Raw genomic sequence first — 21,684 nt, 5'->3', positions numbered from 1 at the left:
CTGATAGTCAATGGGTTTCGTTCTGTTTTCTAATAGTTTCTCTATAAAATAATACGTTTCGCAGGATACAATGCCCTATCGCTCCATTCTGCTTTTCTGCAGTCCAAAGAAATAATATTCTTCTCTGTGCAGACATTTCTGATCAGTTCTTCTCCGTTATCTGATATAAAAAGTGCTGTGATTTCTTTTTTCCCTCCAACACTCCTTACACAGTAATCTACCAGTTTCGGAAACTGAAACAGTAATTCATCCATTTCTCTCATACTTTTGGACTGGTCGATGCGCCTTACAAAATCCAGACGCCTTACCTCACTTCCGCAGATACATTTTCCGGGGATGATACGTGTATGATCGCCGGTCCTGTATCTGATCAGAGGCTGTGCCTCCATCCCAATGGTTGTGATCACCAGTTCTCCCCATTGACCGTCAGGCAGAACATTTCCCTCTTTATCTATGATCTCTGTGATACAATGATTCTCCCTCATGTGCATGCCCTCATGAGCCTGACAGCAAATCGCACCCCCAAGTCCCATCTCTCTGGAACCATAATGAGGCCAGAGTGGTGTTCCCAAAATTTTTTCTATTGCTTTCATTACTGTTTCCGGACAGGCATCCCCTGATATCAGTGCTCTCTTTATACTGCCTTTTCCACACATTCTGAGCATGGAAAGCAGTGCTGTCGGCATACCTACATAAGTATCCGGCCGCTCCTCTTCCAGAATTGTTTTTAACTCACCATAGGTTTTATTGTTCCCGGTTAAAAGGGGATGTGCTCCTATACGTCTGATTGCGTCTGCGATCAGTTCTCCCAGTCCAGAAGGACCTGAAAACGGCATGGCAACCATAGTCCTGCTTCCCGGATAAATAAACTCACCAAGTCCGGCCATAAAAAGTTCTATGGTATGTTCACAATCTCCTTCTGTATAAAATACACGTTTACCTGCACCTGTTGTTCCGCTTGTCTGTTCTGAAATGATCCTCTGTATTTCTCCCTGAGAGCACAGTAACATCCTGCCCCCTTTCTGAGCAAGGTCGGATTCCGTTGTAAAGGGAAGGGTTTTCAGATCATCAAGGCTTTCCAGCCTTTCCGGCAGATCTCTATAAAATCCCTGCCTTTCTTTTTCTCTTTTCAGAACAGCATTCAGTTTATCCAGCTGTATTTTGTTTATTGTTTCCCTTGTAATATCTGTAATTTTTTCCTGCCTACAGATCATTGCATCTATATTGGATCGTTTCACTTTCTGTATAAATATGTTCCTTTCAGATTAGTCAGATTATATGCACAGAACGGTACCATTCCGTGATCAGGATCCACTTCACAGATATAACAGCGTTTCAGACGGTCAAGATCCAGATTCCAGGCATCCTGAAAGATCATACCTGATACTGCAAAGGTTTCATTATGTATCCGGATCAGAAACTCATCTAGCGCATCTGTCTGTGTCATTTCTCCCTCATCATAGGTTTTTGTACTGTAGCTCCACTGATTTTCCACATACTGCCTGGAATCATCACTGGTAGTACAGCAGCATCCTTTTCCTGATTTTTTTTCAAGAAGCTTCAGTTCCTGCTCTCCTTTTCTCAGATAACTTGCATGAAAGGAGCAGTAGGGATTCTCTGCGCCGCCGCCTGCAAAATCCTCAATTTTCATCAGTCCCTCTGTCTGTTCTTCAATAAGCCTCAGCATCTTTGGTATGGTGATGGGATTTTGGGGGCGCTTCTGGGAACATCTGCCAAAATAACTGATAGGCTGAAAATGTACGCCACGAACAAAGGGCATATGATCCAGACCAAATTTCAGGATATCCCCTACCTGCATATCATTTACTCCCGGCGCAATGACCGGCACAAGAGCAATACCAAGCTCTGCTTCTGAGCAGTTTAAGACCGCCTTTTTCTTCAGTTCCATCATAGCCTGTCCACGTAAAGTCTCATAAACCTGATCTGTCACACCGTCAAACTGAAGAAATACTGTATTCAGTCCTGCTTTTTTCAGCTTTCCGGCATACCCCTCCTCCCTGGCAAGCCGGATCCCATTGGTATTTAACTGAAAAAATGTAAATCCTTTTTCTCTTCCCATATGTATGATTTCAGGCAGATCGTCCCTCATGGTTGGTTCTCCTCCTGAAAGCTGTATATTAAAGGGACCTCCGTGAGCCATCAGAAAATCATACTGTTTTTCTATTTCACAGATGGGAATATCTCCCTTTTCCCTGTCTTCTCCTGCTGAAGCAAAGCAGACAGGACAATGCATATTACAGCGTTTTGTAACTTCCAGGATCATACAGCAGCCTTTTCTTTCATGTTCCTCACAGAGTCCGCAATTATCCGGACAGGATTTTTCTTTAACCTTCGGATTTACAGGCGTTTCTGCTGAGAGATTTTCTCTTCCCCAGGAAAGATAATCTGCTGCATTTCCTTCCCAGATCAGGGTCTGAAATTTTCCATGAGCATTGCATTCCTTTACCAGATAGATCCCGTCTTCACCGATACCTTTTATGGCAGGAACTACCTTCATACATTCCGGACAGACACTCTTTGTTTTGCCGATGGTGATCAAAGCTTCAGTACCTCCCGCTCTGTCAGAATTTCCATAACTTTTGTATAAGTATCTGCAATAAGTCCAGGACATTTCTCCATGATCACACCCCAGTCCAGATGAGTGATATCCTTACAGTAAAAAGCTCCGAATTCTTCCTCTGTCTTCTGGCGGAACCACTGATATAATTCCTGTACAGCCGGTTTCATCTGTGCATCTTCCTTCTCCTCAGGAGCCAGATTTCCGAGAAAATATCCGATGGCACAGGCACTTCCTGTCAGACATCCGCAGGTATCTCCACAGTAACCGATTCCTCCGCCAAGGCCTCCCATTGCCTTTACAAGCTGTGGATTTTCCTCTCCTATGGTTTCCAGAGTCATGATCATAATGATCTGTGAACAATGATATCCCATGCTACCTAATTCCATTATTCTTTCGTAAAGATCCATACATTACTCCTTTCTGCCAACCACCATGGTATAGCCTATTTTTCTGCCTTTGTATTCTTTCTGCAGAAGCTTATGATCCTCGCAGCAGAATGAATCATTCCAGATTGCTTCCAGATAATATTCTCTCCAGAGAGCAGTCTGATCCTCCTGACAGAGAATCGTAAACCCTGTTTCTTTCACAATTTCCAGAAGATTGCCCGGATCCAGATCTGACAGCAAAAGAAATCCTCCCTTTTTCAGTACACGCCAGCATTCAGAGACTGCCTTTTTCTGATCTCTGCTGACAAAAAATGCACACTGGCTGATACAGAGATCCATACTGTCTGCTGCATACTGAAGGGTCAGAAAATCTCCCTGCTGCACCTCACTGCTTCGCGGAGCAAGATCCACACCCTGCACATTCAGACCAAATGCTTTCATGATCCGCACGGTCTCTCCCTCTCCTGCTCCCAGATCCAGAGCTTTCATTCCTTTTTTCAATTCTATGCTTTTCAGAAGATGAATTGTCTGCTCTTCCCCTCCGGGGTGTCTGTTCATCTATTTATCCTCCAGTGCACGTTCCACTGCCAAAACCTTTCCAAGAGCCAGCTCTTCCGGAACATAGACAAAGCCACATTTGGGACAGACCGGCATCTCAACAGGAAAACCGTTCTCCAGATACATAAATTTTGCTTTTCCCTTTACAAGAGGAACCTTGCATTTCATGCAGGTCAGCTTTCCCTCAGGATCAATGGTATAATATGTTCTCTCTACTGCCATTACTGTCCCACCCTTTTCATAATATTCATTCTATGACTGTATGCTCTGCGTACCAGATACCCTTCTTCTGTTTCCACAAATCTCACCCAGAATGTAACATTTCCAAGTCTGCTCCTTGTCACCAGTTCTTTTGTCTCTTCATCAAAGATCGCTTCCTGATTTTCTCTGTAATCTGATAATACACGCTCCACATCGCTTTTCAGGATCATACGTTCATCCATCATACTGATGGCATCTTCTGTATATGCAACGGTATAATCTTTTTTCTCCATCATCAGTTCCTCATTCCATATATTTTTTAAAAGCTTCTCTTTTAGCTCAAGCCGGTTGTAGCGTTTCTCACTGATATCCGGCATATTGGCGGCATTTATACCATACAGAAGTTCCAGGATATGTCTGGATTCCCTGCCTTCCCTGACAAATCGGTCCCTGCATGCCATGCAGTACGTTATATATGGGGAATCGGATCGTTCCAGACACTTTTCTGTCATTTTATCTGCCATCTCTTTATTAGCGTAGGCAGTCAGTCCGCCGTATCCGCAGCAGGGAGACAGATCTCTGGAATATTCTGTATTTACAACAGTGCACCCCATATCTGCAAGAAGCTCTCTTATTGTATCCTGTGTCTGTGTATCTCCCCTGGCACCGCAGGCATCATGTATTGCAACAGGTATCTCCAGTCCTTTTGCCTGTCCGGGAAGTCCGATTTCCTTTAAGATCTCCCAGATTCCTGTGACTTTGGCGCCAAGACTCTCTTTTAACTGTTTCATACAGCTTGGACAGCCTGCTATAATCATAGGATCTCCCAGTTTTGCAAGCTCCTGCTTCAGCTGTTCATTTACCTTTTCTGTCATTTCATAGCGTCCTGCCCATTCACTGATAGCACCACAGCATCCCAGCATCAGAGCAACACCGCCCTCTGTCCTCCTGCACAGATCCTCATATGCCTCTGTGACAACATCCGGCGCTATAGCTCCTGCCTGACATCCTGGGAAAAATACATATCTGCAGGTTTCATATCCCGGCTGAGGTCTGCATAAGAAAGCCTCCGAATTGGAGAACAGCATATCCATCAGTGCAAATTCATGAGGTGCCAGAGGCATTTTGTCTGTAGATACCATGTTTTCTCTTGCAGATTTGCAGACCTGGCTCATATCAAACCCATTTGGACAGGTTACAGTACACTGTCCGCAGAGTGAACAGGAATTCATCGGTTTATTCATCTGGTGATCTCCCATAATGATCTGGGTATTATTATAAATCTCACGTGCAAGAAGACCCGGATGCTTTTTATATTCCCTTAAATAGACACAGCTTTTCATACACTCATCACAGTGACACTGAATGCATCGCTTTGCTTCCTCAACAGCTTCTTCTTTTGAATATCCATCTGTGCTGCAGGGAATCTTTTTGGAGCCTTTCATCCCGTCCATATTTGTATAGAGCCTGGTGGTAACTGCTCCTTCACTGCCTCTGTTGCTGTGGGGCGAAAGATTCTGTACAAGGAGGTCTACAGTCAGGGCAGCTCTCTTTGCAGCAAAAGCTGCATCCATCACAGACCGGACCGGACCGCTGACAATTCCCGCCTGTTCTCTCAGCATGATCTCTGCGTCTGCTGTTTCCTCTGGAGCCAGCTTTTTGGCCACCTCCTCTGAAGCACAGACCACATCTGCCTCCTTCATTTTCGCTCTGATAAACGGAAGGTCAAGACTGCATCCGAATTCAAAGGAAAGGTCCATGGAACTGAGACGTTTTACCTCATTTTTGCGATCTGATTCCAAAAGCTCCGGAGCTGCTGCTGCAATATAGGCTTCATAATCTTTCTCCTGACAGTAAATGGTTGCAGGATACATCTTCTTTTCCAGTTCCCCTGCAAGAAACAGCGGGAACAATCCTGAGCCAAAGATCACAGCCTTTTTTTTCTTTCTGATACGAAATACACTGCTCCGTTTTCCAGGTTCCCCATATCGTACAATGGCACGCTCTACTTCACGTATGGATATGCCATCACCCAGCTCACAGAGTCTGCATTTTTCCTCACATGGTGCAGTACATCCGTTACAGAGGATCATGGGAAATGGTGTGATCTTTTCATAGATAGCCAGAGCTTTCTTAAAGTTTCCTTTTGCAGCATAAAACAGCATTTCTTTTGTATCTGCTTTGAAAGGACAGGCTGCAACACAGTACGCCGGCTGTTCATGAACACAGAGGCTGATCATATGATCCATCTCTTCCTTTGACATTCGATTTACGTGATAAACATGAGTGGAACCTCTTTCCTGTATATATGTCATAACCCGATACTCCTTTCATTTCCAAAGGGGAGACAGTCTCCCGTCTCCCCTTATTATATCACATGATAAAATTATACTGACAGTTATTTCTCAAGTTCCTTTAATGCTGCAAGAACCTTTTCAGGACGGGCAGGAACACGTGTGATACGTGCGCCTGTAGCATTGTAGATCGCATTCAGGATTGCAGGATGAGGAGCATCCAGCGGAGCCTCCCCACAGCCGGCAGCACCGTAAGGACCGCTTGGGCGATATGTTTCATTGAAATGAAGTTCAATATCATCCGGCGCATCATTTGGATACGGAATGCCACAGTTCTTCAGAGAAGTATCATGGTTCAGATCCTCGAAATCTTCTGTAAGAGCAAGACCAATACCCTGTACAAGGCCGCCGTAGAAGTTGCCTTCTACAAGAAGTCTGTTCATGATGGTACCTACGTCAGCCACACAGGTGAATTTTTCAACTTTAACTTTACCTGTTTCTGTATTAACAGCAACTTCCGGAAGGAAGATCGTATACATGTAGGTTGCAAACGGATCACCCTGTGCTGTATCCTGATCGATCGGATGATCTGCACAGAAGGTTGTCACCCAGTTACCTTCATATTTTGTTGCAAGACCCTCAGCCACCATCTCATCATAAGTACGGAAGGTTCCGTCTTCTTTCTTCATGGCTGCCACAAGGTTTTCTGCTGCCAGACGACATGCATTACCTGACATAACCTGTGAACGTGATCCACCTGCAGGACCTGCATTAGGACATGTCTTGGTATCATTCATAACAAGTTTGATCTGTTCCGGTCTGATTCCTGCCTGACGAAGTGTTTCATGTGATGATACAAGAACCCCCATATCAGCGCCCTGTCCGTGATCTTCCCATGCAGCATACATTGTAACTGTTCCATCCGGATTCAGCTCTGCAAATGCGTTTGATGTATCAACACCATCAAGACCACAGCCATATACACCGAGAGATACACCGATACCATATTTGATCTTGCCATCAGAAGCTGCATTCTTTTCAGCCACACGTTTCTTAGCTGCTTCATACAGTGGACGAGCTGTCTTGAACAGTTCTTCTTCACAGTATACTTCAGGCGGATAACCTGTAGGGATCGTACTGCCTTCTGATTCTTTGTAACAGTTCATTTCACGGATATCGAAGGGGTCGATTCCCATCTTTGCAGCCAGAACATCTATCGCAATCTCAGATCCCATATAAGACTGAGGAGATCCGTAAGCACGGAATGCTGAACCCCATGCATGGTTTGTAAACACTGTTGTAGATTTGTTACGGATAGAATTGATTCCATAGCCTGCACCTGTAAACTGGGAAAGTCTCATTGTAAGCAGATCACCGAATTCTGAGTATGGACCATGATCCACATAGTTATTGCCCCAGAGTGCAAGAAGCTTACCATGTTCATCTGCTGCAAGCTTGATATTCATAAATGCAGGGGATCTCTTTCCTGTATAAGTAATATTCTGGAACTGATTAAATACCAGAGACACAGGACGTTCAAGGATCTTAACAGCAGCGCCGATCAGAGCCTCATTTGTAGGAGAGAACTTGTAACCAAAGGTTCCTCCTGCATGGTTCTGAACAATTCGTAAGTTCTCCATTGGCACACCGATACCATCAGCGATCATAGGCATATGCAGATGGATACCAATGGATTTGGAATGAACAGTTATCATACCGTCTTCGTCAATGTAACCATAACCGCAGTCCGGCTCAAGATGAAGATGAGGCTGACGTGAACAGTAAGATTCGATCTCAACCTGCTGTGAATCCGGAATGCTGTCCCAGTCAAAATCAGGACCCTTGATACAGTTTGTCTCAAAGAATGCGTTCGGAATACCGGGATGAATCTCTGCCGCATCCGGTGCGATGGCATCCATTGCATTCATATATGCAGGAAGCTCTTCGATCTCAACTTTAACTGCTTCTGCTGCTGCCCTTGCATGCTCTTCTGTATCAGCAGCTACGATGGCAATCGCATCACCAAACTGGAAGATTTTTTCATCGCAAAGTACAGGACGTTCGAAACCGTCTGTCTTGTTGTGTTTTGGAAGCATTACAAGACCATTGATCTTATTGGTTCCGCCTGCTGCCTTAATATCTTTTGCTGTGATAACACGAACAACACCAGGCATACTCTCTGCTTCTGCTGTGTCAATATTGAGAATATTTGCATGAGAAACCTTTGCCTGTGTAAGAGCAAGGCGAAGTGTTCCTGATGGCATCTTTAATGCATCATCTGCACCAAAATCCCAGGTACCTGTTACCTTCTGTGCTGCTGACGGACGGATATAATTTGTTCCAACAATAGAATCACCTGTCTGTTTGAACACAAGGTCTTCCTTTGTCATCTCGCCGCGCATAACTGCTGCTGCAGCCATAGTAGCATCGATCAGCGGCTTATAGCCTGTACAACGGCAGAGATTACGCTGTTTGTTAAACCAGTCTCTTACCTCCTCACGGGTAGGACTTGGATTATTGTCCAGAAGCACTTTTGCTGAAATAATAAATCCCGGTGAACAGAAACCGCACTGTGCGCATCCATATGCCATCCATGCAACCTGGATTGGATGCATATCAGAAAGTGTTCCCACACCTTCAATGGTTGTGATCTCTGCATGATCGGGAACACGGCTCATCTTGTAGATACAGGATCTTGTGACTTTTCCGTTCATAATAACATTACAGGCTCCACAGTGACCTTCACCGCAGCCAATCTTACATCCTGTAAGAAGAAGGTGATCACGGAGCACCTGCGCCAGTGTCTCATCCTTATCAAGAATAAGTATTCTCTCAACACCATTAATCTTCAATGTCTTTTTAATCATGTCCCATTCCTCCTTTTAAAAAAATTCATTTCAATCTTACTGATCTTCAGGCTTATGTGTTCCGCACGAATCATGGTCAGCTCCCCTGCCTGTCAGATCTTTCAGTCTCTCTATTCCTCTGGCGGAATAGAAAACAATGGAAGAGCTGCTCCCGTCCAGATTCTCACCGCTGAGCTTTAAAACATTTGCATTCTCATAATAATCGATGGGAAGCGTCCGGCTATATACAACCCCTGTACGCTCATCTTTTACCTGTACAGTAACTTCTTTTGCGGTAATCTCAAAAATCTTATCCATAAAAAAGTTCTCCTGTCCATGTTATTTTATATATCCATACTACCATAATTTTGCACAATTATACAAATTACAAATAATTAATAGTTGGCTATTTTATATATTGCAGACAATTTTATTTTGTTTTATTTAAAATTTTAACTATTTTTATTCTTTTATATGTTATAATAATATCAAATTTGTATAATATCATTGAAAGAAGGAGGTATCTAAATGCAGACAGGCGCCCTCATCGTGGCTGCGGGGAAATCATCACGAATGGGAGACTTTAAACCCATGCTTCAGCTTGGCTCCATTTCCATCGCACAGCGCGTGATCAATAATTTCCGGCAGGCCGGAATCTCCAAAGTAGTAGTGGTAACCGGATATCATGCAGATGTTCTGGAATGCCACCTGGCTTCCAATAATGTAGTCTTTCTTCGAAATGAGAACTATGCAAACACTCATATGTTTGATTCTGTCCGAATCGGACTTGAGTATCTGAAAGACAAAGTGGATACGGTACTCTTTACACCTGTTGATGTTCCGCTGTTCACAGCCCAGACAGTCACTCAAATGCTCTCTCTGGGGCGTCCCCTTGTAACTCCGGTCTGTAATGGCAATCCCGGTCATCCCATTCTGATCCGTTCCACACTGATTGATTCCATCCTAAGTGATGACGGAAAATCAGGACTTAAAGGTGCTGTGGATAACTGCGGGGAACCCATGTATTATCTTAATGTAAAGGATCCCGGTATTATTCATGATGCTGATACACCAGAGGATTATGCTGAACTTCTCCGCATACACAACCAGAGTCTGATCCGTTCTGAAATCCATATTCAGCTAGCCCGGGAAAAAGTTTTTTTTGATGAAAAACTCTATTCGCTGCTTACACTGATCCATGAAACAGGATCTGTCCGCGATGCCTGTGAGCGCATGCACATTTCCTATTCTACCAGCTGGAACCTGATCCATACCCTGGAATCACAGCTTCATGAACCTCTGATCATCAGAAGCCAAGGCGGTACAAGGGGAAGCCATAGCGAACTGACACCATACGGCGAAGAATTTCTGAAACGATATGCCCGTTTTTCAGAAGAAACACGTTCCTGTTCAAAAAAAATATTTGAAGAATGTTTCGGAGGGTTTTTAAATGCGTAACCTTTATCTGGTCCGGCATGGAAAACCACAGTATCCGGATGAACATTCTTACTGTGTAGGACAGACAGATTTCTCTCTATCCATGCTTGGACATCTGCAGGCAGTCCTTCTTAACGAAGAATTGTCCGATAAAATATCAGGGGTATACTGCAGTCCTTTGTTAAGAGCAGTTGAGACAGCAGGCCATATGGCACCTGAGCTTCCACATATCATTGTTTCTGATCTGTCAGAACGAAATCTGGGAGAATGGGATGGCCTTTCTTTTGATGAAATACGCCAGAGATGGCCGGACATTTATAAAGCGCGTGGGAATAACCCTGATCATCCGATCCCGGGAGCAGAAACTCCTGCTGCATCTGGTTTTCGCTTTTCGCAGGCAGTTCATAAGATTCTTTGCGCTTCTGAAGGTGATATTGCAGTGGTAACTCATACAGATGTAATCTCTTCTTATTTACATGCATTACATTCTGATATGTACAGCAGGCAGCGGTTTCGTCTGCCCTGCGGCTCTTACTATCATCTGGAAGTGAATGAAAAAAATAATATTTCTTTCTCTGATCCCAGTTATATACTGCCTCATCCTGAATTAAATGACGGACTATGTCTCAGGCTTCGCAATGCTGTTTCTCTGCCCCGTCATGTACAAGCTCACAGTGATGCTGTTACTGAACTTGCCTGTTGTTTATGCAATATGCTGGAATCCAATGGTTATATCTTTGACCAGAAGCTTGTTCGCTCCGGTGCACTTCTGCATGATATTGCCAGACTTCAGAGGCATCACGCGAAAACAGGCGGTGAACTTTTCTTACAGTTAGGTTATCCTGAGATCAGCCAGATCATTTCACAGCACCATGGTCTGTTGGAAGCCACGCTGGATGAAGCAGCTATTGTATTTCTGGCTGATAAACTGATTCAGGAAACACAGCGTGTAACCATAGAAAAAAGATTTGCCGACAGCATGAGTAAATGCAAAAGTCCGGAAGCTCGCAAAGCTCATGAGCAGCAGTTAGAACAAGCCCGCAAACTGCAGGACATGATACAATCACTCTGCCATATCACGCTTTAGTTCAGGCGGGCAGACGTACACAACTGGAGCAGAAAAATCACTTAATTTAGTTAGGAGGTATTTTATTATATGAGAACATTATTTCAGACAATAAAACAACAATTCCTGGAGGGAAACGATCTTGTACTTGTTTCCGTTACAGCATCCTCAGGGTCTACACCAAGAGGTGCCGGTTCCCGCATGCTGGTCGGAAAAAACGGCAGAATTTCCGGAACCATCGGAGGTGGAGCTGTAGAATATCGTGCTGAATGTATGGCATTGGATATTCTTGAAAAAAAGGAATCCTGCGAGCATGAATTCCGGCTGAATCATAAAGATGTTGAAAATATTGGTATGATCTGTGGTGGTGATGTTACGGCCTTTTTCCAGTATCTTGATCATAACGATCCGATTATTATGGAAATCACGGAAACTGCTGAAAAATTCTATGAAGAGCGAAAAGATTTCTGGCTGATCTGCGATCTTCTCACCACCTCCGGTGTGAGCCTCTACAGTCCTGCATGCGGTCTCATCGGAACTGCCAATGTTCCTTCTTCTGTATTATCTTCTTTGTCTACAAAGCCACACCGATATCACAGTGAAGATTATGATCTGTTTTCTGAACAGATTGGAACCTCAGGAACTGTCTATGTATTCGGCGGCGGACATGTCTCACAAAAGCTTGTCCCAATCCTTGCAAGCGTTGATTTTCGCTGTGTTGTCCTGGATGACCGGCCGGAATTTACAAATCCTGCTCTTTTCCCAGGAGCAGTTGAAACAATACTTTGTGATTTCAACCATCTGGACCAGTATGTTTCTATTACAGCTGCTGATTATTGCTGCGTCATGACACGTGGACATTCCTATGATACCATTGTACAGGCACAGCTTCTCGCTACACCTGCATGTTATATAGGCGTCATTGGAAGCCGTGCAAAAAAAGCTGCTGTATTTCACCGTCTGATTGAAGAATACAACATTAATGAACAAGATTTAAACCATATCATCTCACCTATAGGACTGGAGATCAAAGCAGAAACACCGGCTGAAATCGCCATCTCCATCACAGGACAGATGATCCAGGTTCGCGCTGACAGAAAGGCTACATCAAAATGATGGCAAAATCAGTATATAAAACTGTAATATTTGGTGCCGGACAAATTGGACAAATGACCGCAAGACTTCTCAGCAGTCCCTGTCAGCTCCTGTGCTTTGCTGATAATGACCCCCATAAACACGGATCATATATTGGAAATATTCCAGTCTGTTCTCCGGATACTGCAGCAGCACTTCTCCCGGATCTGGTCATCCTGGGAGTTCTGGATGAAGAACGGCGCAATTCTATGATAAAGCAGATGGAAAACTTAGGTTATCACGGACCTTTTCGTGATCCCTCCGTCCTTCGCATGTTTGACGCACGGGTTGCTGTTATGCGTCTTTTATCTGAGCAGATCTATCAATTGGATATTCCGGGAAATGTTGCAGAACTAGGTGTTTTTCGAGGTGAATTTTCTTCCCTGATCAGTGCAGCCTTTCCAGACCGAAAAATCCATCTTTTTGATACTTTTGAGGGCTTTTCAGAAAAGGATATCACAATAGAAGCCTCCGGTAATCTGTCCCGTGCCAAAACAGGTGATTTTTCTTCTACTGATATTGACTCTGTTCTTCATGTTATGCCTGATCCTACACGTACTGTGATCCACAAAGGATGGTTTCCGGATACCTTTTCCGATGTCACAGATGAAACTTTTTGTTTTGTATCTCTGGACGCAGATCTCTATGCTCCAACTGCAGCCGCACTTCCTCTGTTCTATGAACGCCTGGCCACCGGAGGAGTTCTCCTGATCCACGATGTGTACAGTACACAGTTTTCCGGATGTCGAAAAGCGGTCGGGGAATTCTGTCTGAAAAACCATCTGTTTGCAGATCCTGTATGCGATCTGCATGGAAGCGCAATGATCCGAAAATTATAAAAAGAAACGCCGGAACCGGTATTTACCGGAACCAGCGTTTCTTTTTCATTTATTTATTGTATAGCCCTTTTCCACGTCCATGCCTAACCTTTATAAAGTTCCTTTCAGAACATTTTCCAACTGTTCATCGGACAGATCAACATGATAAAAAAGATCGAAAAATTTATGTATTTCTTCATTGATATCACATTTAATATATTCCGGATAAATCAATGCTGAGAACCATCGCATACCGATCAGACGATTTGGTCCTGCCGGACGATCCACCCAGCTAAACGGTGCATTAGGAGTTCCATAAACCTTTTGGTCCTGTACTGCTTTTAGTGAAGCATAATCAGGATTGCTCAGGATATCTTCTGCTGCAGAATTTCCGCTTTTATCTGCCTTTGGTTCACCATTTACAACAATCACATCCGGATCCCATGCAAGAAGCTGTTCTGCTGAAATCTGAACACGAGATCCATCTCCCAATTCCAGATCTGCAACATTGACTGCATTGATGGCATCAAGGATCTGTGCATGCTGGGATCCCCTGGGTGCAGTTTCCAGTGAATCCTCTCCATTACCGAAGTATACACTGACTTTCTTTTCTTCTGGAATATCTGAAAGTGCATTAATATCAGTAAATACCTGCTCCGCATACTGAGCAAGCTCTTCTGCATGATCTTCTACGCCAAGAAGTTCGCCCATAAAACGAAAAGCTTCCGCAGAATTATTAAGCTCATTGTCTACTGCAACAACCGGAATTCCAAGGCTTTCTGATAACGCATCGCAATCAGAAACCATTGTATCATTAATCTTTCCACTATTAATAGCAATTGTAGGATTGGCAGCAATTACTGCTTCATAATTGACAGCATCACCCATTCCAAAATTAGGAAGATCCTGATATTTGTCCAGAATAATAGATTTCTCAACATCATTCAGTTCATAATTCCACCCAAGAAGCTTATCCGGTGCAACCATATACAGAAAAATTGCAGCTACCGGACCTGCTGAAAAAACAGATTCAATATTTTCTGCTGCAGGGACCGTTACTTTTCTTCCTGCCATGTCTGTGATCTCACGGGTTTCAGCAGTTTCCTGCGTGGCATCCTGCTCCCCACTCTGCGCCTGCTCTTCAGTAGCAGCCTTCGTTTCAGAATATCCTGTTAAAAGACTGACTGACATCACCAGACATATAAGCAGAGCCAAAAGTTGTCTGTGCTTTTTCATAAACTTTCTCCTTTCTTTTCTCCGCATTACTCATAATTGACGCTTATTGAAATTGACTATACAATTTTTAAGTATTATAATGTATATGCGAATAGTTTTTAAAAACAATTCGGTTTTTCTGAGTATAACACCGTAAATTTGATCAGTCAAGTTACAAGGATGAATGATTATGAATCTGACAGCTAATGAAAAAAAAGCAGCTACTGCCCGGCAAAGACGATATGTTCTGCTGTTGGCGGTTATGCTGGTACTTTTGTTTATCATTATAGTACTCTCATTCTGGGTGGGATATTATCCGCTTACACCAGTGCAGGTACTAAATGCATTTTTATCAAAATTTGGTTTTAAAGGAGATATTTTACCCCAGGCAGTTACCATATTCTGGAATATCCGTCTGCCCCGTATTCTGTCTGCTTTATTTATTGGTGCTTCCCTCTCGGTAGCAGGTGCAACCTATCAGGGAATGTTTCGCAATCCACTGGTATCTCCGGATATCCTTGGAGTTTCTTCCGGTGCAAGTCTCGGAGCTGCTTTTGCAATTTTAAACGGAGCTTCCAACTGGATGATTCAACTTTCTGCTTTTGCAGGTGGTGTAGCCGCAGTAGCCGCATCCTATCTTATCAGCCGAAAATCCGCACATTCCCAGACTCTCAGTCTTGTTCTGACCGGAACTATGATCATGTCACTCTGCAATGCCGGTGTCACAATGATCAAATATGTGGCAGACCCTAATGATGTTCTCCAACAAATTACTTTCTGGCTTATGGGCAGCTTAACCAAAACCACAACCAAATCCTTTTCCTGGAGTGTTCTTCCAATGATCATTGGATTAAGTCTGATTTTTATTTTTCGATGGCAGATCAATCTGCTGACTTTGGATGAAGAAGAAGCCAAAAGTTTAGGAATCAATGTGCGTAAATATCGTCTGATTTTTATAGTCGCTTCCACATTACTCAGCGCCGCTGCTGTCTGTCTTGGAGGATTGATTGGATGGGTCGGGCTGATGATCCCCCATCTGGCACGTGCACTGGTTGGCGTTGATTACAGAAGGCTGATACCTGCAAGTGCGATCCTTGGCGGCGGATATCTGATACTTGTTGATGATATTTCCCGTTCCCTTTTGTCCATGGAACTTCCACTTGGCGTTGTCACAAGTATCATGGGCGCCCCCTTCTTTATCTATCTTATCATCAAACGAAAGGAGCGCGCGTAATTATATGCTTCTGGAAATTGAAAATGTTTTTGGCGGTTACGGCAATGGTGATATTTTAAAAGGTATCAGCTGCAGCGCAGACTATGGTGATGTGCTTTGTCTGCTTGGTCCTAATGGTTGCGGAAAGACCACTCTGTTCCGCATGATATTAGGTTCCCTTCCTGTTTCTAATGGAAAAATAAAGATAGCCGGAAAAAATATTAGTGACTTTACAACCAAAACACTGGCAAATATGATTGCATATATTCCCCAATATCATTCCCCTGTATTTGCCTATACAGTTCTTGATATAGTAATTATGGGGCGTGCTTCTCATTTCTCCGCATTTGAAACCCCAAAAGAGCCTGATCAGGAAGCAGCTTTTGCTGCCTTGGAGAAAGTAAATGCCCTGCCTCTTGCCAACAGGAAATATACTTCCTTAAGCGGAGGACAAAGGCAATTGGTTTTAATTGCCCGTGCAATCTGTCAGTCTGCAAAAATCTTCATCATGGACGAGCCAGCCGCCAATCTGGATTATGCAAATCATCAGCTTCTCATGGAAGTAATTTCAGGGCTGGCCAACCAGGGATATTGCATTATTATGTCAACACATAGTCCTGAGCATCCCTTTTCCGTGGGAAACAAAGTTCTTCTCATGAAATCCGGAAAGGTTATGGGATTTGGCTCTCCCAAAGAAATCATTACATCTGAAACCTTACAATCTGTTTACGATATTGAAATGGATGTGATAACTACACACGACCGCTATGGCCGTGAACGAACTATCTGTTTACCGGTAAACAGCTCAGCCAAAACAGTTCATGAGAAATGATACGTGGGTTACAATTATGGAACTATTATAAAATAAAATGAAATGGGACTTTACTATGACTCAACATATATTTTTAACTGGTAAAAAACACATTGGAAAATCTACATTGACCCAAAAGATATTGGATGATTATAAGAAAACCGCTGATGGATTCCTGACTGTCCGCACAAAAGACTATCTAAAGAATCAGTATTCAGTTCATATGTACCATCTAAAAGAGAAGGAATTCCCAAACGAATCTAATCTTTTGTTTTTATGCGGAAAAACAGATGAACACACTGCCGATACCTTTGATCTTCTTGGATGCAATATTCTTTCCATGTGTTCTGACTGCTCTTTAATTGTTATGGATGAACTTGGTCCACATGAAGCAGACGCTACTTTATTTCGTAAAAAAATCTTAAACCTTTTGGATGGGCAGACTCCCATTTTAGGGGTATTACAGGAACCTGCAGAATCTTTCTGGCCTGAAATTGTAAATCACCCAAAGGTTGAAATCATTACAATTTCTGAAGACAATCGGAATGACAGAGCTTTACTCAATTACATTCAATGTAAAATTTCTTCTCCTTAATGATTACTCCCGGGGCTATGCCATCGGAACTAACCAAAGGGTCAAGTAGCCTTGTCAAGTAAAAAAATAACCGCTAGAAGCCTTGATTTCTAGCGGTTTTACGTGCGTTAGAGGTTGCTGCGTGCCAGTGGCACGCGTTTAGCAACGACCGGAGCGAAGCGTAGATCGAACCCGTTCGAGTCCGACCCGGACTCGAATAAAAAAATAAGACAGTGCAAATGCACTGTCTTATTTTTTATTAGCGTGCGTTAGAGGATTCGAACCCCCGGCCTTTTGGTCCGTAGCCAAACGCTCTATCCAGCTGAGCTAAACGCACATCCTTGTGAAGTTCTTATCTCGTGTCCCTCACAACAATGAGTATTCTACTCTATACTGGAGCATTTGTCAACACTTTTTTTGAATTTTTTATTTTTTTCTTTTGATTCGCAAAATTATAACAATTTACAACTATTCTGTAATGATATCAGTACACAGGTACACCAAAATACCATCGCAGTCCTGTTTTCATTAATTCCGCCGCAAAGCCTCGATCGGGCTCAGTTTTGCTGCTTTCTTCGCAGGATAAATTCCAAAGAATACTCCTACTGCACAGGAAAACAAAGTTGCCGCCATAATTGTACTCAGGCTGATTCCCGGAGTGATGGACATTCCCATACTGCTGCTTATGATTGAACAGATCACATATCCGCCAATCACACCCAGAACAATTCCTATCACCCCTCCAATCACCGTCAGAATTGCCGCCTCTGCCAGAAACTGCATCATAATAGAAGAGGTTTTCGCTCCCAGCGACTTACGGATACCAATCTCTCTGGTACGTTCTGTTACGGAAACCAGCATAATATTCATAACGCCGATACCGCCAACCAGAAGGGAAATTCCCGCCACAAAGGAGATAAAAGCAGTCACCATATCCAGCATCTGATTCATAGAGCTCATAATATCCTGAAAGCTCTGTACCTGAAAGTAATCTTTTCCTGCACACTGATGTCTTTTTTCCATCAGTTTTACCACTTTGTCAGCAACATCCTGACTGTTTAAGCTCTTATCTGCCTGCATTGTTACTGAGAAAAAGTAATCGGATACACCGGTGAATTCATTCATTGTAGTATAGGGAACATTAATAGTCACCGGCATTCCCTCATAAGTATAACTGACAAAGGTTCCATTTTCTTTCTGGGTTGTCACCCCGCAGATACGAAGACTTTTGGTCAGTCCATAACAATTGACATCTACAGTCATTCCAACCACATCATCTGTGCCAAAGAGTCTTTTTGCATCTGCATCGGAAAGCACACAGACATTTTTTGCTTCCTGAACTTCATTTTCCCCGAAATATACTCCATGCTTCATGGTGGCATTATTTAACAGCTTTGCATCCGGTCCCTCACCCGTCAGCATAAGAGAAAAATTTCCCTTACCTGTGGTAGTTTCTCCACTGAATGAATCCGAAACATTTACTCCTTCTATACCGTCTACCGCCCGGATTGCTTCCACATCATCCGCAGTGATCCACTCCTCATCTGTCTGTGCCTCATCGCTGACACTGATGGCAATCTGCCCGCCGCCGATATCATCAATTTCACTGTTCATCTGGTTCTTGGTTCCTTCACCCACAGATACAATGGCAATTACAGAAGCAATGCCAATGATAATGCCAAGCATAGTCAGAAAAGAACGTCCCTTATTTGCCATAATATTATGGACTGCCATCTTGATATATTCATACAGATTACTCATCAGCATCCTCTCCTGTCTGTTCAGGAACTGCCTGTACTTCCATTCCCTCTGTGTAATCACCCAGATCTGCGATTACTTCTTCTCCTTCTTTGATTCCGTCCGTAATTTCCACATAATCCTCTGAGCTGATTCCTGTGGTAATATTTCTCTTTGTCACCAGTCCATCTTCTATCACATAGCAGAAGGAGCCTTCTTTTCCGATATTGATCACTTCCACAGGAAGAGTCACCACATTTTTCGCAGAAGCCGCATGAATCTTAACCTTGGCATCTACTCCCAGGAAAATATCTTCATCCGGATCATCAATGCTTACTGTTGCTGAAATGACCGGCGTTCCTTTTTCATTCTGCACCGCAATATGGCTCATTTTTATTACAGTACCCTGATAAGTATTATCCCCTAAGGTAATCTCAACAGACTGCCCCTCTTTCACTGTATTATAATCATATTTAGAGAGAGTCACATCCACACTTGCCTTGTCTGTATTCTCAATAGTAAACAGTTCCATACCCTGAGTAACTGCTGCTCCCTGCTTAATATCTGCCTTGGATATGATTCCGTTAAATTCCGCGGTGATTCCTTTCTTTCCTTCCTTCACCAGCTCCTCGGCTGATTTTGCATCCAGTTCGGAAAGATTATCTGTTACTTTCAGTTTCTCTTTTTCTTCTTTTGTCAGGCTTGTGGAATCTGCCTCTGCGATAGCTTTCTCAGAAGCCAGATCTGACTGAAGCTCTGCAAGTTCATCACTTGCTGTCTCAAGTGCACTTTCCAGAGCAGAAGTATTCGCAGTTACTGTCCCGCCATCACTTCCGCTGTTGTCATATCCGGAGTAGGAAGAATCTTCCCCATCGCTGTCATCTGCATCTGAACCGTCTGAAATTCCCCATGAGTAATCTGCGCTGCTTTCTGTGAAATCAGAAAGTACCGGCATTTTCGGTGTCTGCTGCTTAAGATCATTATAAGTCTGCTGTGCCTGCTGCATTGTGAGCTGTGCCTGTGTTCTTGCAGTCTCCGCGTTATCCAGAGCCTGTGCATTCTCATCTGAAGGATCTGCCTGCCATGTTGCAAATGCCATCTGATATGTGGTGTCTGCCTGATTATAATCGCTTTGTGCCTGATTATACTGTGCATTCAGATCTGAGAGCTGCTGTTGGTACTGCGGAAGAGTCTCCGTCTTGTATGTATAAAGTGCGGCCTGATATTTACTCTGGATTTCCTCCTGTTTCTTTGCCTCTGCCTGGGCTTTTGCCTGAGCTTCCTGCTGCTGTGCCTGAGCCTGGGCTGCTGCCTGGGCTTTTGCCTGAGCTGCCGCTTCACGCTGTGCTGCTGAAATCTGTGCTTTCAGAGACGAGACATAAGCCTTTTTATCCTTTATTTTCTTCTCGATTTCCTGAACATTCTTTTTGGCATCCTTCTGCTTCTTTTCTGCTTTGTCAGATTTCTTTCTTGTATCTTTTGTATCGTACTTTGTTGATTTCAGATTCAGTTCTGCTTTCCGGTTATCTTTTTCCAGATTCTCTGTATCAAACTCGATCAGTTTTGTTCCCTTTTTTACCACATCGCCCTGGGAAAAAGAAACAGTTTTCAGTTCTGCATTTACAGGAGAATAATAAGTCTTCTCTTCTTCACTTCCCACTGTTCCTGTGGCATCTACGATTTCCTCAACATCTCCTTTCTCTGCAGTTACTACCTGAACCTGTGGAATCTGATTTTCTGTTGAATTTCTCTGACCTGCTACTGTAACTCCGCCGGCAACAACAAGAACAGCTGCTGCTCCAATAATAATTTTCTTTTTACTTTTCTTTTTTTTCATAATATCTGTCTCCCTGTAACCGGATTTATGCATCCAGCTGGTTTTTTATATATTCTTCTTTCCCATAGTTTTTATTGATAAAATCTGATTCTATCTTTCCATCCATAATTCTGACTACACGCCTTGCCTGAGCAGCGATCCCATTATCATGTGTGATCAATATGACCGTTTTTCCCTGCTCGTGCATACTTTTAAGAATCTGAAGAATCTCCTTACTGGATGCAGAATCCAGATTTCCTGTAGGTTCATCTGCCAGGATCACCGGTGGCTGGGCCGCGATTGCTCTTGCAATAGCCACCCTCTGCTGCTGTCCTCCTGACATTTCATTTGGCCTGTGATCCATACGTTTCTCAAGCCCTACCATGGTCAGTGATTCTACTGCCAGCTTATGTCTCGTTTTTCTGTCTACTCCTCTGTAAACCAGCGGTAGTTCCACATTTTCGATTGCAGTCAGATTCGAGATCAGATTAAATCCCTGAAAAATAAATCCGATCTCCCGGTTTCTGACTTCTGAGAGTTCATTGTCTTCCATTGTGGACACATCAGTTCCATTCAGAAAATATTCGCCGGATGTAGGCACATCCAGGCAGCCCAGCATATTCATAAATGTAGACTTTCCCGAACCTGACTGTCCGATAATAGCAACAAACTCACCCTTATTAATTTCCAGATTAATATGATCCAGCGCCCGTACTTCATTCTCGCCGGGATTATATATTTTACACAAATCTTTTACTCTGATCAGCGCTTCCTCCATCTTTCCCTCCCGTCTATTAAATATCCTGCTCCAATCCAGATCTTACAGAATCGCAACCTGTCTTTCGTAAGATATCAGAAATACCTTTTACAATCATAACCTCACTTATATGTTAAAAGGGCAGCGCTTCAGTTTTCCAAAAGTTCTGCCCTTATCTGCGGAATCTGCAAGTCTCTGTTATCAGAAACGATACAGCTTCCACGATTTCTTCATATTTTT

The 21,684-nt window shown here is 43.3% G+C and carries 19 protein-coding genes and 1 tRNA gene; 7 read left to right on the top strand and 13 right to left on the bottom strand.

Annotated elements, in window-relative coordinates:
- Nucleotides 1–41: 41 nt before the first annotated feature.
- From NQ550_RS01965 to NQ550_RS01930, 8 genes are all read right to left on the bottom strand, one after another.
- Nucleotides 42–1,238, bottom strand: coding sequence for a DVU_1553 family AMP-dependent CoA ligase (locus NQ550_RS01965; RefSeq protein WP_008708079.1), 1,197 nt, complete (start codon nt 1,236–1,238; stop codon nt 42–44).
- Nucleotides 1,235–2,560, bottom strand: coding sequence for a radical SAM (seleno)protein TrsS (gene trsS / locus NQ550_RS01960; protein WP_020437246.1), 1,326 nt, complete (start codon nt 2,558–2,560; stop codon nt 1,235–1,237). The genes NQ550_RS01965 and trsS overlap by 4 nt, the downstream gene beginning before the upstream one ends.
- Nucleotides 2,557–2,988 carry a DVU_1555 family C-GCAxxG-C-C protein gene (locus NQ550_RS01955; RefSeq protein ID WP_008708077.1) on the bottom strand — a complete coding sequence of 144 codons (432 nt, stop codon included), beginning with the start codon at nt 2,986–2,988 and terminating at the stop codon, nt 2,557–2,559. The genes trsS and NQ550_RS01955 overlap by 4 nt, the downstream gene beginning before the upstream one ends.
- 3 nt (nt 2,989–2,991) lie before the next feature.
- Nucleotides 2,992–3,525 carry a class I SAM-dependent methyltransferase gene (locus NQ550_RS01950; protein ID WP_008708076.1) on the bottom strand — a complete coding sequence of 178 codons (534 nt, stop codon included), beginning with the start codon at nt 3,523–3,525 and terminating at the stop codon, nt 2,992–2,994.
- Nucleotides 3,526–3,747, bottom strand: a complete 222-nt coding sequence (locus NQ550_RS01945; RefSeq protein WP_005427475.1) for a DVU_1557 family redox protein — start codon at nt 3,745–3,747, stop codon at nt 3,526–3,528.
- Nucleotides 3,747–6,041: a pyridine nucleotide-disulfide oxidoreductase/dicluster-binding protein gene (locus NQ550_RS01940; RefSeq protein ID WP_008708072.1), complete on the bottom strand. Its 2,295-nt coding sequence runs from the start codon at nt 6,039–6,041 to the stop codon at nt 3,747–3,749. Before NQ550_RS01940 ends, NQ550_RS01945 begins: the two co-directional genes overlap by 1 nt.
- A gap of 83 nt (nt 6,042–6,124) precedes the next feature.
- Nucleotides 6,125–8,887, bottom strand: a complete 2,763-nt coding sequence (locus NQ550_RS01935; RefSeq protein ID WP_008708071.1) for a molybdopterin-dependent aldehyde oxidoreductase — start codon at nt 8,885–8,887, stop codon at nt 6,125–6,127.
- A 36-nt stretch (nt 8,888–8,923) separates the two neighbouring features.
- On the bottom strand, nt 8,924–9,184 hold the full coding sequence (locus NQ550_RS01930) for a hypothetical protein (RefSeq protein WP_008708070.1): 261 nt from the start codon (nt 9,182–9,184) through the stop codon (nt 8,924–8,926).
- A gap of 210 nt (nt 9,185–9,394) precedes the next feature.
- Here NQ550_RS01930 and NQ550_RS01925 point away from each other — a divergent pair, with 210 nt between their 5' ends.
- The 4 genes from NQ550_RS01925 to NQ550_RS01910 all read left to right on the top strand — a co-directional run bounded on the left by NQ550_RS01925 (nt 9,395) and on the right by NQ550_RS01910 (nt 13,342).
- Complete coding sequence (locus NQ550_RS01925) at nt 9,395–10,324, top strand: NTP transferase domain-containing protein (protein ID WP_008708069.1); 930 nt, start codon at nt 9,395–9,397, stop codon at nt 10,322–10,324.
- A complete protein-coding gene (locus NQ550_RS01920; RefSeq protein ID WP_008708068.1) occupies nt 10,317–11,390 on the top strand; it encodes a histidine phosphatase family protein in 1,074 nt (357 codons plus the stop codon). Before NQ550_RS01925 ends, NQ550_RS01920 begins: the two co-directional genes overlap by 8 nt.
- 69 nt (nt 11,391–11,459) lie before the next feature.
- On the top strand, nt 11,460–12,485 hold the full coding sequence (locus tag NQ550_RS01915; protein ID WP_008708067.1) for an XdhC family protein: 1,026 nt from the start codon (nt 11,460–11,462) through the stop codon (nt 12,483–12,485).
- On the top strand, nt 12,482–13,342 hold the full coding sequence (locus tag NQ550_RS01910; protein WP_008708066.1) for a TylF/MycF/NovP-related O-methyltransferase: 861 nt from the start codon (nt 12,482–12,484) through the stop codon (nt 13,340–13,342). The genes NQ550_RS01915 and NQ550_RS01910 overlap by 4 nt, the downstream gene beginning before the upstream one ends.
- Nucleotides 13,343–13,432: 90 nt before the next feature.
- Here NQ550_RS01910 and NQ550_RS01905 read toward each other — a convergent pair whose 3' ends face one another.
- Nucleotides 13,433–14,557 (bottom strand): ABC transporter substrate-binding protein, encoded by a 1,125-nt coding sequence (locus NQ550_RS01905; protein ID WP_025578957.1) that lies wholly within the window; start codon nt 14,555–14,557, stop codon nt 13,433–13,435.
- Nucleotides 14,558–14,726: 169 nt separating this feature from the next.
- Between NQ550_RS01905 and NQ550_RS01900 the strand changes: the two genes are divergently transcribed.
- Genes NQ550_RS01900 through NQ550_RS01890 form a run of 3 tightly spaced genes read left to right on the top strand, consistent with a single transcriptional unit; the run spans nt 14,727 to nt 17,155 of the window.
- Nucleotides 14,727–15,770, top strand: a complete 1,044-nt coding sequence (locus NQ550_RS01900; RefSeq protein ID WP_025578959.1) for a FecCD family ABC transporter permease — start codon at nt 14,727–14,729, stop codon at nt 15,768–15,770.
- A gap of 4 nt (nt 15,771–15,774) precedes the next feature.
- A complete protein-coding gene (locus NQ550_RS01895; RefSeq protein WP_025578960.1) occupies nt 15,775–16,581 on the top strand; it encodes an ABC transporter ATP-binding protein in 807 nt (268 codons plus the stop codon).
- Nucleotides 16,582–16,618: 37 nt separating this feature from the next.
- Nucleotides 16,619–17,155, top strand: a complete 537-nt coding sequence (locus tag NQ550_RS01890; protein ID WP_025578962.1) for a nucleoside-triphosphatase — start codon at nt 16,619–16,621, stop codon at nt 17,153–17,155.
- Nucleotides 17,156–17,397: 242 nt separating this feature from the next.
- Here the strand turns inward: NQ550_RS01890 and NQ550_RS01885 are convergent.
- The 4 genes from NQ550_RS01885 to NQ550_RS01870 form a co-directional block, all read right to left on the bottom strand.
- A tRNA-Arg gene (locus NQ550_RS01885) sits at nt 17,398–17,471 on the bottom strand.
- A gap of 191 nt (nt 17,472–17,662) precedes the next feature.
- Nucleotides 17,663–18,895, bottom strand: coding sequence for an ABC transporter permease (locus NQ550_RS01880; RefSeq protein ID WP_008708063.1), 1,233 nt, complete (start codon nt 18,893–18,895; stop codon nt 17,663–17,665).
- On the bottom strand, nt 18,888–20,708 hold the full coding sequence (locus tag NQ550_RS01875; protein ID WP_025578964.1) for an efflux RND transporter periplasmic adaptor subunit: 1,821 nt from the start codon (nt 20,706–20,708) through the stop codon (nt 18,888–18,890). Before NQ550_RS01875 ends, NQ550_RS01880 begins: the two co-directional genes overlap by 8 nt.
- Nucleotides 20,709–20,733: 25 nt before the next feature.
- A complete protein-coding gene (locus NQ550_RS01870) occupies nt 20,734–21,465 on the bottom strand; it encodes an ABC transporter ATP-binding protein (RefSeq protein WP_008708059.1) in 732 nt (243 codons plus the stop codon).
- Nucleotides 21,466–21,684 lie beyond the last annotated feature (219 nt).

The organism is Blautia wexlerae DSM 19850, from assembly GCF_025148125.1.
In the GTDB taxonomy this organism is placed as follows: domain Bacteria; phylum Bacillota; class Clostridia; order Lachnospirales; family Lachnospiraceae; genus Blautia_A; species Blautia_A wexlerae.
The sequence above is the reverse complement of the archived record's forward strand: the minus strand, read 5'-3'. Positions and strand labels throughout refer to the sequence as shown.